The organism is Actinophytocola sp. (genome assembly GCF_036002505.1).
In the GTDB taxonomy this organism is placed as follows: domain Bacteria; phylum Actinomycetota; class Actinomycetes; order Mycobacteriales; family Pseudonocardiaceae; genus DASYTH01.
On the sequence record NZ_DASYTH010000167.1, the window covers coordinates 1 to 14,494 of the forward strand.

The window sequence follows — 14,494 nt, forward strand, 5'->3', positions numbered from 1 at the left end:
CCCGTCATCCCTGGGTCGCGGTTCGCCGCGGCGGCACCCACGTGCACATCCTCACTGGCCGGGTGAACGCCTTACGGCGAGGTCTGGCGCGACAGCAACGACTACGCGCGGGCCATGGCTGCGGTGCGGGCCATCGAGCGGGAGCACGGCCGGGTCGCCGTCGACAGTCCGGGCCGGTACGGCGGCGCGTCGGGCGACCAGACGCAATCCCGGGCGTGACAGCGCGGTCTCGCCGGTACACGTTTCCAGATCGGGACCACCGCACCCACGTGCGCTTCGCTGCCGCGGAGTACGCCGAGCTGGCCGCGGCGGCCGCGCGGGCGGGCTGACCACCACCGGGTATGTCGGCGAGGTGGCGCTGGCAGCGGCGCGGGGTGACCGCCGCCGCGACCGACACGGGCGCGATCACCCGGGCGGAGCTGGCGCAGTTGCAGCGGGACCTGTTCGCCGCCCAATCCCGCACAGTTGGACTACCTCGACACCGCAGTCAGCCCGATGCCCTGGCCCGTCCAGCCGCACCCCGCCAACCACGCGGCGGACGACCCATGTTCGCCGCCGAACGTTGGCTCACCGGAAGCAAACGAGCCGTAGCATTGACCCGCGCAGCCGCCCGCCCGCACCGAACTACAAGATCGTTCGATTCCGACAGGTAACTCCGAACAACTCGCCACCCAGTCGTCTGGACCTACCTTTCGGACCGCCGGTCGCTGCCTTGATCATCCGAAGTCTTCAGCCGGAAAGGACACCCGATTGCGTCTGTCTCGCTGTACCTGGCGACGTTCGGGGCTGCGTCTCATTGAATCTGTCGCCGGCGGAGTGCTGAGGTGCGCTCGTCTCACCGAAGTTGACGCGTCCGGCGTGTCGTCTCACTGAAACTGCTTGAAGGCTGGTAGCGCACGGTCATCCTGATCAAATCGTCCGGCGGGTGATCGGCGTGGCCCTCAGACTCGCCTCCGAAGGGCGCCAATCTTGGTGTGGGTGCCGGTCCCCGTTTCGGTGCGGTCAGCGTGTGGCCGCGGCTAGGAACATCGGGATGGCGACCAGCAACCGGTCGTCCTGGGCGCGTCGGGTCTGTTCACTGATCCAGTTGTCGGCTTCGTCGCCGGTGATGGCGCCGGTTTGGCGTGCGGCGGTGGCGTGCCCGACGAGTATGGGCTGCATGGTGGCGTCGGTGAATATGGCGGTGTGGACCTCGATGTCGACGTCGTGGAAGCCGGCGTCGAGGAGCAGGTTGCGGTAGGCGCGGGCGATGCGCGGGTGGGGGATGGTGTCGGCGCGGGCGTGCACGATGTGGCGGGTCAGTTCGGGTTGGTCGGAGTCGATGACTATGGTGTCCCAGTCCTGGCCGAGCAGCACGATCCGTCCACCCGGGATGAGGATTCGGCGGGCTTCGGCCAGGGCCGCGTGCGGGTCGGGCAGGACGTGGTACACCTTGTCCGCCCGGTACCCGTGCGCCTGCGCGTCGCCCAGCGGCAGCTCGGTGGCGTCGGCGGCGCGCACGTCGATGTCGGGAAACCGGCGGCGGGCGGCGGCCAGCATGGCCGGGTCGAGGTCCACACCGATGGCGCGGGCGCCGTGCTCGGCCAGTTCGGCGACGGCGCGTGCGGTGCCGCAGCCGACGTCGACTACCGTCGCGCCCGGGGGTAGCCGCAGGAGCTGGTAGCTGCGCGCGCGCAGCCGCGCGGCGGCGGGCATGGTTTCCGCAGCGTCGAGCACCCGGATCAGCGTGTCAGTGTCGGTGTAGGCGGTGTGCGTGTCGGTCATGTGCACGAGTGTGTGACTTCAGGTCGACCTGAAGTCAAACCGGGCTGCTATCAAGGTGATATGAACTCCGGCGGGATGGTGGTGGAGTACACGATCGGGGAGCTGGCAGCCCGTTTCGGGCTGGCCACGCACGTGTTGCGGCACTGGGAGGATGTGGGGTTGCTGTCGCCGGCGCGGCGGGTGGCGGGGCGGCGGATGTACGGGCCGGCGGATGTGACCCGGGTTGCGGAGATCATGCTTGGGAGGGACGCCGGGTTCAGTCTGGAGCAGTTGCGGGCGCTGTTCGCCGCCCCGGATCGGGGCCGGCGGCGGGAGGTGCTGCGTGCCCAGCTGACGCAGGTGCGGCAACGCATCGCCCGGCTGACGCTGTCGCAGACGCTGCTTGAACACGCGTTGCGATGCCGGCACCCGGATTATCAGTCGTGCCCTCACTTCCAGGCCATGGTGCTCGCGCGGCTGGACGGGGTGGATCTGGCGGAGGCCCTGGACCACGGCTGACAGTGCTGCGGCGGCGGCACCAGTTCGGGGCGGCACGGTGAACGGCGTGCGGACAGGTGAGACGGTGGCCGCGGCGCGGGAGCCCGTTCGCCGCTGCCGTTCAGTGTGCTGGGGCGGTTGGGGCGGTTCACAACCACATTCAGTGAGACAACGCAGAGCATCCGTTGCCGCCGAGCCACCCGTGCGTGCGGTGCACCTGCGCCCGGCGCATCGGCACCCACGCGGCGAACGCCGCCTGTACCTCGGTCAGGCTGCCGAACAGCCGACCAGCCAGGACGTGCTCGCGCACGATGTCCGCCTGCCACTCCACCCGCCCCCTCCCCGTTGGACGACAGGCCGCCAGCACGCCGATCGCGAAGCCGTAGTGCCCCGCGAACGCAACTGCCTCCGGGTGGAGCGGCACCGCCACCCCCGGCGCCACGTGCCGGCGCACCACCGTCGTGACCCGGTCGTAAACCAGCGCCGCGGGTCGCCGGCGCGAAGCGCCCGCAGCAGCCGCGGCACGTCCGAGGCAGGGCCGTACGGCCCCTCCAGCGCCGCCCAGACCTCGTGGTTCACGGCGCGCAAGCTAGCACGCTTGACCTGCGCTCTTTCATCCGGACAGGCCAGTTGGGTGCCATGTTGGCACCAGCGTTGAGCCAACATGGCTTGCGGTGGTGCCATCGGTGTGCCATCATGGCACCATGGACTTGACCTCGTATGTGAGCAACCTCGGACGCGAGTTCGCCACCCTCGCCGAAGCCGGCGGCGAGGAGCCGCGTGCGCTGGTCGAGCGCCTGACCGGGCCGCTCGAGTCGGCGATCCGGATGACGCTGCTGGACGCGCTGTCGGGCGCCGCCGACGAGATCACCCGGGACCTGGCCCCCGGCTCGGTGCAGCTGCGCCTGCGCGGCCGCGACCCGCACTTCGTGGTGACCGCGCCACCCGCCGAGCCGCTCGGCCTCACCGCCGAGGACACCACGGCGACGGTCGGCGGCGCGCCGGACAGCGAGCCGCTGATCGCCGACGACGGCCCCGCCGCGCGGATCAACGTACGCCTGCCCGAGCAGCTCAAGGCCGCGATCGAACAGGCCGCGGCCAAGGAGGGACGCTCGGTCAACGCCTGGCTGGTCCGGGCCGCCGCCGCCGGCCTGCAGCGCTCCGACCGCGATCAGCGCGCCGAGCCACCCGGCACCGGGAAACGCGCCAAGCAGGGCTTCACCGGCTGGGTCCGCTAACCACCTTTCCTCACACGCCCTCGACCCGCGGGCACGCTCACCCACCCAGGATGCGGAGACCACCATGCCCCACTATCAGACGCCCGAACCGATCGCCGTCACCCTCGAACTCGGCGCCGGCAACGTACGGATCACCGCGAGCGACCGCACCGACACCGCCGTCGAGGTCCGCCCCAGCGACGACGCCGACGAGTCCGACGTGCAAGCCGCCCAGCAGGTCCGCGTCGACTACACCAACGGCACGCTGCGGGTCACCGGCCCGAAGGCGCGAGCTTTCGACTTCTCCCGCAAGACCAGGTCGGTCGACGTGTCCATCGACCTGCCCGCCGGCTCCCACCTGTCCGCCGCGATGCAGGCGGGCGACTACCGTTGCGCCGGCCGGCTCGGGCAGTGCCGGCTCAAGACCTCCATCGGCAACGTCTGGCTCGAACACACCGGCCCGCTGCGCCTGGACACGGGGTTCGGCAACGTCACCGCCGACGGCGTCGTAGGCGACGCCGAGATCCACACCGGCTCCGGCAAGATCCAGATCGGCGAGGTCGACGGCACCGCGGTAGTCAAGAATTCCAACGGCGACACCACCATCGACGCCGTCACCGGCGACGTGCGGGTCCGCGCCGCCAACGGTGAAATCCACATCCAACACGCCGGCGCCGCCGTCGACGCCAAATCCTCCAACGGCAGCATCCGCCTCGGCGAGGTGATCCGCGGCTCGATCATCCTCGGTACCGCCGCGGGCAACCTGGACATCGGCATCGCCGAAGGCACCGCCGCCTGGCTCGAGGTCAACACAGGATTCGGCCACGTCCGCAACCAGCTGACCAACGCCACCCGGCCCGACGACACCGACCAGACCGTCGAGGTTCGTGGCCGCACCTCCTACGGCGACATCACCATCCACCGCTCCTGACCCACTTTGGGCTCTACGCGAGGGCGCAGGAACTGTCCGGGGGCCAACTTCTCGGCACCGGCGCATCGTCTTCCGCGATGAGCCCCATCACCGGCCTCGGCCCGCGCAGCCGACGCGTCGTGTGGGAGATGATCCGCGGCCTGCTCGCCGACGCCGTGATCATCTTCCTCGCCGTGCAGCACCTCGAAGAAGCCGATCAGCTCGCCCAGCGGCGTGCCGGCCCGCGATACCCGTAACGCCCGGAGTTCTCGGAGTGACCCCCGGCGATTTCCCGCAAACGGAAGCAATTGGAGGAAGATCGATGTTCGACAGATGGGGCAGGTTCGTCGTAAGGCGGGCGTGGTGGGTCATCGGCGGTTGGCTGGTGGGGGCGTTCCTAATCATCGGCCTGTTGCCCAGCCTTTCCGACATCACCAGTGGCGACCAGGGCAGTTTCCTGCCGGACAGCTACGAGTCGGTGCAGGCGATCAACCTGGCCAAGACCGCGTTCCCGGAACAAGCCACGTCCACCGCGATCGTGGTGGCGAAGCGCTCCGACGGTGGCCCGTTGACGGCGGCCGACCAGGCCCGAGTCGGTTCGCTGGCCACTGCGATCGCCGGCGCGCACATCGCCGGGATCGGCCAGCCGCTGACCGGCCCGCAGGCCGTCGCACCGAACAAGCTTGTGCAGCTGATCGCCGTGCCCGTCACCGCGGCCCTGACCGACAATCAGGGGCAGATGGACGCGGTGAAGAAGACCCGCGACGCCATCAAGACCAACCTGGCTGGCACCGGACTGAGCGCGGGGGTCGCCGGGCAGGTGGCCCAGTTCGTGGACAACAACGACACCTTCAACACCGCGTTCACGGTGGTCGGCACGGCCACCTTCGCGCTGATCATCGTGCTGATGCTGATCATCTTCCGCAGCCCGATCGCCGCGCTGATGCCGATCCTCGTCATCGGCGTGGTCTTGCAGGTCTCGTCGAACCTGATCGCGTCGGCCGGCAAGCTGTTCGACTTCAACGTCGACCAGAGCCTGCAGACGCTGCTGCTGATCGTGCTCTACGGCATCGGCACGGACTACATGCTCTTCCTCCTGTTCCGCTACCGGGAGCGGCTGCGTGCCGGTGACGACAAAAAGACCGCGATGGTGTTCGCGGTCGCCCGGGTCGGCGAGGTGATCACGTCGGCCGCCGCGGCGGTCATCGTCGCCTTCCTGGTGTTGCTGCTGGCCAGCTTCGGCGGGTTCGGGTCGCTCGGTCCGGCTCTCGCCATCGCGGTCTTCGTCATGCTGATCACCGGGCTGACCCTGATCCCGGCCCTGGTCAGCCTGATCGGACCGGCGACGTTCTGGCCGTCGAAGGCGTGGCGGCGCGAGCCGAAGGGCACCGCGTTCGTGCGGATCGGCGCGGCGCTCGGCCGGCGGCCGGCGGTGGCGGCTGCCTCTTCCGGCCTGGTGCTGATCGCCCTTGCCAGCGGGGTTCTGCTGTTCAAGGCGGACTACGACTTCGCGGCCGGTTTCCCGAGCACGACCGAGTCCGCAAAGGCGGCCGCCGATCTGGAGCGCGGCTTCCCGCAAGGGGCCCTCGACCCCACCCAGGCGTACCTGACCACCAGCGATGGAAGTCAGCTGACGCCCGCTCAACTCGACCAGTTCGCTGCGGCCGCCGCGACGGTTTCCGGGGTCGGCGGCGTGCAGCCACCGGTCAAGGCGCCCGGCGGCACGGTGGCCCGCTTCGGCCTGCTGCTCAACGTGAACCCCGCATCCAACGACGCGATCACCTTGGTCCACGACCACCTGCGCGGTGACCTACACGCCATCGCACCGCCCGGCACCAGGGTGCTGGTCGGCGGCACCACGGCGATCTACGCGGACATCAACTCGGCCAACAACCGCGACCTGTCGGTGATCCTGCCGGTCGCGGCGCTGCTCATCGCGATCATTCTCGCGCTGCTGCTGCGCAGCATTGTCGCGCCGGCCTATCTGGTGCTCGCGGTGCTGCTCAACTTCGCAGCCACCCTCGGCTCCGCCATCTACCTGTTCCAGGGCGCGGCCGGCCGGCCCGGGGTGACCTTCCAGTTGCCGATTGTGCTGTACCTGTTCGTCCTCGCGATCGGCACCGACTACAACATCCTGATGATCGCCCGACTGCGCGAGGAAGCCCGGGCCGGCAACGAGCCCCGGGCCGCCGCGGCGCTCGGCGTGCAGCACGCCGGCCCGACCGTCGCCGCGGCTGGCCTGATTCTCGCCGGCACCTTCGCGGTGCTGGCCCTCGCCCCGGTCTCCTTCCTGCAACAGATCGGATTCTCCGTGGCGGCCGGCATCCTGCTGTCGGCGTTCGTGATGTCGATGTTCCTGGTGCCGTCGCTGACTGCCCTCATCGGCCACACCGCCTGGTGGCCAGGGCACGGCGACGTCGACCGGGGCGGGGCCGAGACCGCGCCGGTGCAACCCTCGGTACCGGTCGAGTCCAATTGATCCACCCGGCGGGTGCCCGCCCGGACGTAGCCGGCCGGGCGGGTGCCGAGCCGCGATGGCCAGGACGGCATCGACCATCTCGACCGGCACCTGCTGCGTCAACTCACCCAGGAGGCCCGGCGCGAACCAGCCCGCAGGGCAGACTGAAGCGGCCGGCGTCGCAGCAAAGATCGCGCTTCCTCGGTTTGTGTTGCAAGGCTCCCATGACCCGTTGTCTGAGAGAAAGGGACGATTCACAGTGACTGACATGGCGATTCAGGTGGAGGGCTTGCGGAAGTCTTTCACCGGGGTGGATGTGTTGAAAGGCGTTGATTTCGAGGTGCGGCGCGGTGAGATTTTCGCGTTGCTCGGCTCGAACGGCGCCGGCAAGACGACCACCGTCAACATTTGCTCGACGCTGCTCAAACCTGACGGCGGCAGCGTGCGGGTGCGCGGTTTCGACGTGGTACGCGAACCGGACGAGGTGCGCGAGAACATCAGCCTGACGGGCCAGTTCGCCGCCGTGGACGGGATGCTCACGGGGCGAGAGAACCTCGTGCTGATCGCCAAAATCCGCAGTGTCGCCGACCCGAAGAAGACCGCCGACAACCTGCTCGAACGTTTCGGACTGACTAGCGCCGCTGATCGCCGGGCCGACACCTACTCGGGCGGCATGACACGCCGGCTCGACATCGCGATGAGCCTGGTCGGCACGCCTGCAGTGATCTTCCTGGACGAGCCGACGACCGGGCTGGACCCGGAAGCACGGCTCGAGGTGTGGCGAACGGTCAAACAACTCGCCGAGGCCGGCACCACCATCCTGCTGACCACCCAGCACCTGGAGGAAGCCGAGCACCTCGCCGACCGGATCGCGATCCTGCACGGCGGACGGATCATCGCCAACGGGACGCTCACCGACCTCAAGAAACTGTTCCCGCCCGCGACGGTCGAATACATCGAGAAACAGCCGTCCCTGGAAGAGATCTTCCTGGCCATCGTCGGCGAGAGGAAGGGCGAGTAATGAAAACGCTACGCGACACGGGCGTGCTGTTCGGACGGTCCATGCGCCACATTCTCCGCAGCCCGGACACGATCATCACCGTGCTGATCACGCCGGTCATCCTCATGCTGCTGTTCGTCTACGTATTCGGCGGCGCGATCCAGGCGGGCACCGACAACTATGTGAACTACCTGCTGCCGGGCATCCTGCTGATCGCCATCGCCAGCGGCATCTCGTACACCGCGGTGCGACTGTTCACGGACGTGCAGAACGGACTCTTCTCACGATTCCGCTCCCTGCCCCTGGCCCGCTCGTCACTGCTGTGGGGGCACGTGTTGACCTCGCTGGTGTCCAATGCGATCTCGGTCGTGGTGATCATTCTCATCGCCCTGCTCATGGGCTTCCGGTCCGGTGCGGGAGTGTTGGCGTGGCTTGCGGTGACGGGCATCCTCGCGCTGTTCACGCTGGCGCTGACCTGGCTCGCGGTCATCCCCGGATTGACCGCGAAATCTATCGACGGCGCGAGCGCATTCGCTTACCCGCTGATATTTCTGCCGTTCATCAGTTCCGCGTTCGTCCCGACCGACACCATGCCCACCCCGGTTCGCGCCTTCGCGGACAACCAGCCCGTCACCTCCATCGTGGAGACGCTGCAATCCCTGCTGAACGCCCAACCCGTCGGCAACGAAATATGGGTCGCCCTGGCATGGTGCGCGAGCATCACGATCATCGCCTACCTCCTCGCCATGAGAGCCTACAAACGGGTCGCATGAACAAAACCGGGGATGGTTAAAGCCACAGGGTGATCGCCTACCGGAAGGTGGACGATCGTCCCTGTTGTCCAGGCGGCAGATAAGGACGACGAAGGGAGTCTTCATCCATGATCAACCTGCAGGGGTCTGACGAAGAGGTATGGCGGTCAGACCGCCGTGGACCAGGCGAACCACGTAACGCGCCGCGAGCATCTCCAGGCACGCCTCAACGTCTGGCATCGGCAGACCCGTCGCGTCAGCAATCTGGCCGGCGGTCACCCCTGATGGCCACCTCGCCAGCGTCGCTGTCCGCACAGCCGATCTTTGGTTCACCCAAACACGGTCGACCGGCCCGTCACGATGCCCCGACCCGGGACTTGACAAGAGCCGACCATCGGATGTCTTGCTCCGACCAACGCAAACCCCGCGTGATGCGAGACTTTTGTCCTGTCCCCGGAACTCTGCACCATCCAGCCTTACCCGGCGCCGGATCTTGCGCAGTTCGGATCTACCTTGCCCGTCGGCGTTTCCGATCGACCGCCTACCACAGTCCCGGCACGATGCGATGTGTTGCCCTTTGGTAGCTGCGGTACTCGTCACCGAGCACACGGGCCAGCTCGGACTCTTCGACCGCGATGCGCCGCAACAGTCCCAACAGTGGGATGACGGCGCAGATCGCCAGGGACAGCCAGTTGCCCGCAGCGAGGCCGAATCCCAGGGCGACCAGCAGCAGGCCGGTGTACGAGGGATGGCGCACCCACCGGTACGGGCCCCGGGTGACAACGGCCTGATCCGCGTCGACCTGAATGAAAGTGCTGAACGATCCGCCCAGCGTCAGTACCGCCCAGGCACGTAGGGCCAGACCGACCCAGAGCACGACGATCCCCGCAGCGGCGAACGCATTCGGTGCGGGTGTATCCAACGCCGGCACCCATCCCCGCAGCAGGATGCCCATCCAGATCGATCCGGCGAGGGAGAATGCGACGACGATGCGGGTGCCACGGTCCCGACCCAGGCGGCCTCGCCGCCGAACCAGATCGCGCACGAGCAGGCCCAGTTCCAGCGCGAACCAGCAATAGATCGATGCCAGCAATGGCGTGGACAACGCGGGCATGCCCTGCAACGTAATCCACTGGCCGCACCGACGCGGCCCGATTGATCAGCAGCGGCTGGCAAGATCCCGAGTTGAAGCTGCTGTTCCGCGATCAGGTGCCGGGTGATCGGCTGGTGTTCCGGTTGTGCCGCTCGGCCGTTCCGGAACGCGCTTCCACCAGACACACGGATCGCCGGCCCCGTCGGGTGCGGCGGGGCCGGCGACAACGATGGTGCTATCGGACTGCCTGGAGCGCGTCGACCTCACCGGAGCCGTAGAAGCTGTTGTGCTCGGCGCCGCCTTGGCAGGTCTGCGGTTCGCCGCTGCTCTGTGGGAACGGTGCATAGATAGACGTGTCTGGGCAACTCAGTGGCCGGGTGGCGCCCTGCACGGCGGCGGCGAGCTGACCTGACCCCATGTTTCCGTGTGCACTGAGGATCAGCGCGGCCACGCCGACGGCGTGTGGCGCAGCCATCGACGTACCCTGCAGATAGCAGTACGTCGCCCCAGTGGGGTCGACCACCTTTCGTACGCAGGCGTTGGCCGCTGGATACGTCGACAGCACGCGCCCGTTGGGTGCCGCCGCGGTGATCTGAAGGATGGAGTCGCCACCCGGTGCGGCTACGTCTGCGGTCGAGATCCCGTACGACGAGTAGAACGACTTGAGCCGCAGGTTGCCGGTCGCCGTGACCCCCAGGACGCCGGGCACCTCCACCGGTACGACGGCGCATGCGTTGGTGACGTCGCGTTCGACCTCGCTGTTGGGCGGGAAGTCCGGGCTGATCGTGTCGACCGCGGGATGTGACAGGTCGGTGCTCTCGTTGCCCTCAGCCGCCACTACGAGCACGCCCTTGGACTGGGCGAACCCGATCGCCCGCCGCTCCGCGTTCCAGATCGCCCGCTGTTCGGCGTCGTTGCGGCAGTTGAACAGCCAGGGGTCGGCGAAGTAGCTGTTGTTGGTCACCTGGACGCCGTTGGTCGCGGCCCAGACGAACGAACAGATGACCGCCTCGGGGAAGAAGTATCCGTCGGTGTTGCCCGCCTTGATGCCGGCGATCTTCACGTTCGGCGCGACGCCGACGATGCCGATGCCGTTGGCGGCCGCGGCGATGGTGCCCGCCGTGTGGGTGCCGTGGCCGTTGGCGTCGTTGCCGACCGCCAGCGGTGAGGGCGCGCCACTGACACAGTTCGTGCTGTGCCGTGCGTCGTAGTTGGCCGCCAGGTCGGGGTGGGTGAAGTCCAGGCCGGTGTCGATGTCGCCGACCAATACGCTCCGGCTGCCGCTGTTGATTTGGTGGGCCGCGGGCACGTTGATCTGGGTCATGTCCCATTGCAGACCCGACAGCGTGTCGCCCCACGCGGCGGCGGCTTGGGTCGCCGCTGCCGAGTCGCTGGTTGCTTGGGTGTCCCGTAGCTGAACGCCGAACGATTGCGTGGCAACGGCGTTGTCGATGTTCGTGATGCGTTCGATCTTCCCGGCGAAGTTGCTGTCCGACGAGCGAGCGATGACCACGCCGATCTGCGCATAGTCGGAGACGAGGACGCCACCGGCGGCTTTCACCGCGCTCGCGGCACCGGCCGTGGACGCGCCGGCGTGATAGAGGACCAGCTACGTCTGCTCCGCACCGCTCCCCGCAGCCGCAGGGATCGGGCTCACGGCCAGACCCACGCCCGCGGCGAGGCACGCGGCTCCGACCGCCGCACCCACCTTGCTCGGCCTTGTAAGGCTCACGACAAACCTCCTTCTTGAGGAGATACCAGTGTTGCCTCGACCCGCCGCACCGAACGCTAGTCAAATCGACGCGGCCGGATGACGCCATGATCGTAGTCAGGGACCATCGCTGGCGAGCTCAGCAGTTCGGACGATAGTTGCCGAGGTCGGACGACATCCGTTGGCGACGGTCGGCGCCCGGGACCGCCACCGTCGGCGAACAAAGACCGGGAACCCGAAGAGTGCTTTCGACCCTCGGCGTGGATAGATTCCGAACATGGCAGCGGGCGGCGCGGCGTCAGCGCGGGAGCGGACTGGATCTGTCGCGTTCTCGGCTGTCATCGGCGCGGTGGCCGGTGCTGCGCTGGCCAGTCATCGAGGCGCGCGGGCCGCCGGCGTCGGTGCGATCGCCGGGGCGGCCGGGTTGGCGACCTCGGAGCGGGTGGCTCGGGCTCGGCAGCGACCCGGCGAGATTCCGCCGCTGTGGCAACGGATCGCTGCGAGCGCCGCGCTGGTCGCCCCGGTGGGGTGGGCGGCCGGACGAGTCGCCCGCGCCGGGCCGGTCGCGGTGGCGACGGGGACTGGCACGCTGGCGGGCCTGTTGGGATTACGCCCACAGAAGGTGCTGCTCGGGCCGCTGTTCGGCGCGGCGATCGGGCGCGTGTTCGCGGCGCGACGACCCTCCGTACCGGCGGCGATCGTGGCCAGCACGACCATGCTTGCCTACCGGGTCACGTCGGCGCTGCTGTTCCGCGACGCTCAGGTGAGTCTGCTCGCCGAGCGGGTACGCGCGGAGGACCTGCCGTTCGTCGTGCCCCGGGAAGCCCGGTCCCGCTACGTCGGCACCGGTTATGTCCGCCAGCTCGCCGACGTGCTCGGCGGTCGCTATGTCGCCGACGCTCCGGACGTGGGCATTGTCGCCTCGCTCGAGGAGCTGGCCGGCCCCGACTTCGACCCGGCCGCGGTGGACCCGCGGGTGCGTGAGTTCTACGAGCACACCACCCGCTTCCGGCTCGACATCATCCCGCGGTGGAGGCTCTGGGTACGGCCCGGATATCTGCTCTACCGGACGCTGGTCGCCCGCCCGCTCGGGCAGGCCAACGTCCCGATGAACCAGCGGGAGATCCAGCGGGGAGTACGCAGCCGCATCGACACGATCACCCTGCCCGACCGGGACGTCGTGGCCGTCCGCGGCTGGATCCGCTCGTTCGCCGACACCGACGAGCCCATCTACGTCGGCATCTACACCACGTACCGCCACGACGGTCGCGGGTACGTCAGCGTCGGCTTCCCCGTACCGCAGGGCAGCTTCACCGCCACGCTGCAGCCGCGAGCCCGGCCCGGAGGTGGGCTGATACTCACCAGCCGGAGTGACCTCGACCATCCCGGCCACTACCTGGCCTACATCGACCCAACCAGCAGAGAACTCACCGCCCTCGCCGTGCATGGCTTCGCCGAGCAACTCGACGTCCATGTCGACGACGGCCAGCTACTGGCCGAGCACGCCTTCTGGGTCTTCGGCCTACCGTTCCTGGTCCTGCACTACCGGATGCACCGCAAGCCCACCGATCCACCGCCCTGAGTTCCGGTCCTCGTCGATGCCGCTGGTTGGCTCGCCGTCGAGCGCGGTCAGGTCCAGTTGGCGCAGGCGAGCAGGGTCGGCGATCACGTCGATGGTGACGATCTTCCCGTTCCTGATCGTGAACGCCAGCACGGTGAACAGGCGGCCATGGGCAGCAACCACGATGCCCACCGCCCCGTTCACGAGCGCCGGTGTGGCGTACCGGGCGCGCTGCGAGAAGGCGAGCGCGTGCTCGGCCACCGCCGACGCGCCGTGGGCCTCCCTGGCTGCCCCGGCCGGCGCGGCGCCGGCGTCGGCTCGGACCGCGACATCGGGAGCGAGCACCGTGATCAGCGCGTCGAAGTCACCGTTGCGCGAGGCTGCGAGGAACGCCTCGACAACTTTCCGCTGGCGAGCGAGATCGGTGTCGGGCACCGTGGCCGCCTGTACCCGGCGACGTGCGCGGCTGGCGAGCTGCCGTGCCGCGGTCGGCGAGCGCCCCACGATGGCAGCGATCTCCTCGAAGGGCACGGCGAACATGTCGTGCAGCACGAAGGCCACGCGTTCGGCCGGAGCCAGCTTGTCGAGGACCACCAGCAGAGCGAGACCGACCGAGTCGGCCAGCAGCGCTTCGTGTTCCGGGTCGATCACGTCCGCGCGGATCTCATTCAGGTGGGGCACGTGGTCGTCGAGCGGTTCCTCGCGACGTGACCTCCGCGAGCGGAGCATGTCGAGGCAGACCCGCGCGACGACGGTGGTCAGCCATCCGCGCAGGTTCTCCACGTCGCTGGTATCGGAAAGGCTGAGCCGCAGCCAGGCTTCCTGAACGGCGTCGTCGGCCTCGCTGAGCGAGCCAAGCATCTGGTAGGCCACTGCCCGCAACTGGGCCCGGTTCTCCTCGAACCGCTGCGCCAGCCAGTCGCCCTCGTCCACGGTCACATTCTTTCGTTGGGATCCGTCATATCAATGACGAACGAAAACGTGCCGATGTGACAAGGAGGCTGTCCTATGCCGCCCATCGTGTCCACCATTGAAATCGGCCGCCCTCCTGCCGAGGTCTTCTCGTACGTCACCGACCCCTCACGATTTGCCGAGTGGCAGCACGACGTCGTGGCCGTACGCATCGAGGAGGGTCGCCCGCCGGGCGTTGGCACCAGGTTCACCACCACGCGCCGGATCGGCCATACCGAGCGGACGATGACGCAGGAGATAACGGAGATCACCGCGCCCACGAGCTGGGCCGCCCGCGGTGTCGACGGACCGATAAGGCCACACGCGAACGTCACCGTCGAGCCTCTCGACGGCGGCACCCGATCGCGGGTCAGGATCACGCTCGACTTCGAGGGACATGGGATCGGCGTGCCGCTCCTGCCGCTCATCCGGCGGCAGGCAGAGAAGGGCGGGTCGGCAAGCTATCGGAACCTGAAGAGACTGCTCGAGAGCGGCGGCGACCGCGTCACCCGGTAGCGCCCCGGCCTGTGGGTGTGGCGTTCTCGGCCGACGGATCGCAACGCCGACCGGGGTGCCGCGGCGTGATCTTGTCCGCCTAAC

The 14,494-nt window shown here is 68.5% G+C and carries 14 protein-coding genes; 9 read left to right on the forward strand and 5 right to left on the reverse strand.

The window, feature by feature from the left end; all coding sequences use genetic code 11:
• Positions 1 to 1,002 precede the first annotated feature (1,002 nt).
• On the reverse strand, positions 1,003 to 1,764 hold the full coding sequence (locus tag VGR06_RS14425; protein WP_327559575.1) for a methyltransferase domain-containing protein: 762 nt from the start codon (positions 1,762 to 1,764) through the stop codon (positions 1,003 to 1,005).
• Between the two features lie 60 nt (positions 1,765 to 1,824).
• On the opposite strand from VGR06_RS14425, the gene VGR06_RS14430 reads away from it, so the two are divergent.
• Positions 1,825 to 2,262 (forward strand): MerR family transcriptional regulator, encoded by a 438-nt coding sequence (locus VGR06_RS14430; RefSeq protein WP_327559576.1) that lies wholly within the window; start codon positions 1,825 to 1,827, stop codon positions 2,260 to 2,262.
• Between the two features lie 139 nt (positions 2,263 to 2,401).
• Here the strand turns inward: VGR06_RS14430 and VGR06_RS14435 are convergent, their stop codons facing one another.
• Positions 2,402 to 2,572, reverse strand: a complete 171-nt coding sequence (locus VGR06_RS14435) for a hypothetical protein (protein ID WP_327559577.1) — start codon at positions 2,570 to 2,572, stop codon at positions 2,402 to 2,404.
• 373 nt (positions 2,573 to 2,945) lie between these two features.
• Between VGR06_RS14435 and VGR06_RS14440 the strand changes: the two genes are divergently transcribed.
• The 6 genes from VGR06_RS14440 to VGR06_RS14465 all read left to right on the forward strand — a co-directional run bounded on the left by VGR06_RS14440 (position 2,946) and on the right by VGR06_RS14465 (position 8,599).
• On the forward strand, positions 2,946 to 3,479 hold the full coding sequence (locus VGR06_RS14440; RefSeq protein ID WP_327559578.1) for a YlcI/YnfO family protein: 534 nt from the start codon (positions 2,946 to 2,948) through the stop codon (positions 3,477 to 3,479).
• A 64-nt stretch (positions 3,480 to 3,543) separates the two neighbouring features.
• Entirely contained in the window at positions 3,544 to 4,389 is an 846-nt protein-coding gene (locus tag VGR06_RS14445; protein WP_327559579.1) for a DUF4097 family beta strand repeat-containing protein, read from the forward strand.
• A gap of 77 nt (positions 4,390 to 4,466) precedes the next feature.
• On the forward strand, positions 4,467 to 4,625 hold the full coding sequence (locus VGR06_RS14450; protein WP_414637260.1) for a hypothetical protein: 159 nt from the start codon (positions 4,467 to 4,469) through the stop codon (positions 4,623 to 4,625).
• Positions 4,626 to 4,690: 65 nt separating this feature from the next.
• A complete protein-coding gene (locus VGR06_RS14455; RefSeq protein ID WP_327559580.1) occupies positions 4,691 to 6,847 on the forward strand; it encodes an MMPL family transporter in 2,157 nt (718 codons plus the stop codon).
• A gap of 247 nt (positions 6,848 to 7,094) precedes the next feature.
• Positions 7,095 to 7,847, forward strand: coding sequence for an ABC transporter ATP-binding protein (locus VGR06_RS14460; protein WP_327559581.1), 753 nt, complete (start codon positions 7,095 to 7,097; stop codon positions 7,845 to 7,847).
• Complete coding sequence (locus VGR06_RS14465) at positions 7,847 to 8,599, forward strand: ABC transporter permease (protein WP_327559582.1); 753 nt, start codon at positions 7,847 to 7,849, stop codon at positions 8,597 to 8,599. The genes VGR06_RS14460 and VGR06_RS14465 overlap by 1 nt, the downstream gene beginning before the upstream one ends.
• A gap of 520 nt (positions 8,600 to 9,119) precedes the next feature.
• On the opposite strand, the gene VGR06_RS14470 is transcribed toward VGR06_RS14465, so the two are convergent.
• Together VGR06_RS14470 and VGR06_RS14475 are read right to left on the reverse strand one after the other, a co-directional pair.
• Positions 9,120 to 9,692, reverse strand: a complete 573-nt coding sequence (locus VGR06_RS14470) for an isoprenylcysteine carboxylmethyltransferase family protein (protein WP_327559583.1) — start codon at positions 9,690 to 9,692, stop codon at positions 9,120 to 9,122.
• A 214-nt stretch (positions 9,693 to 9,906) separates the two neighbouring features.
• Positions 9,907 to 11,232: a S8 family peptidase gene (locus VGR06_RS14475; protein WP_327559584.1), complete on the reverse strand. Its 1,326-nt coding sequence runs from the start codon at positions 11,230 to 11,232 to the stop codon at positions 9,907 to 9,909.
• Positions 11,233 to 11,659: 427 nt separating this feature from the next.
• Between VGR06_RS14475 and VGR06_RS14480 the strand changes: the two genes are divergently transcribed.
• Positions 11,660 to 12,964, forward strand: coding sequence for a hypothetical protein (locus VGR06_RS14480; protein ID WP_327559585.1), 1,305 nt, complete (start codon positions 11,660 to 11,662; stop codon positions 12,962 to 12,964).
• On the opposite strand, the gene VGR06_RS14485 is transcribed toward VGR06_RS14480, so the two are convergent.
• Positions 12,905 to 13,876, reverse strand: a complete 972-nt coding sequence (locus VGR06_RS14485; RefSeq protein ID WP_327559586.1) for a sigma-70 family RNA polymerase sigma factor — start codon at positions 13,874 to 13,876, stop codon at positions 12,905 to 12,907. The genes VGR06_RS14480 and VGR06_RS14485 overlap by 60 nt on opposite strands.
• A 75-nt stretch (positions 13,877 to 13,951) precedes the next feature.
• Between VGR06_RS14485 and VGR06_RS14490 the strand changes: the two genes are divergently transcribed.
• Positions 13,952 to 14,410, forward strand: coding sequence for an SRPBCC family protein (locus tag VGR06_RS14490; protein ID WP_327559587.1), 459 nt, complete (start codon positions 13,952 to 13,954; stop codon positions 14,408 to 14,410).
• Positions 14,411 to 14,494 lie beyond the last annotated feature (84 nt).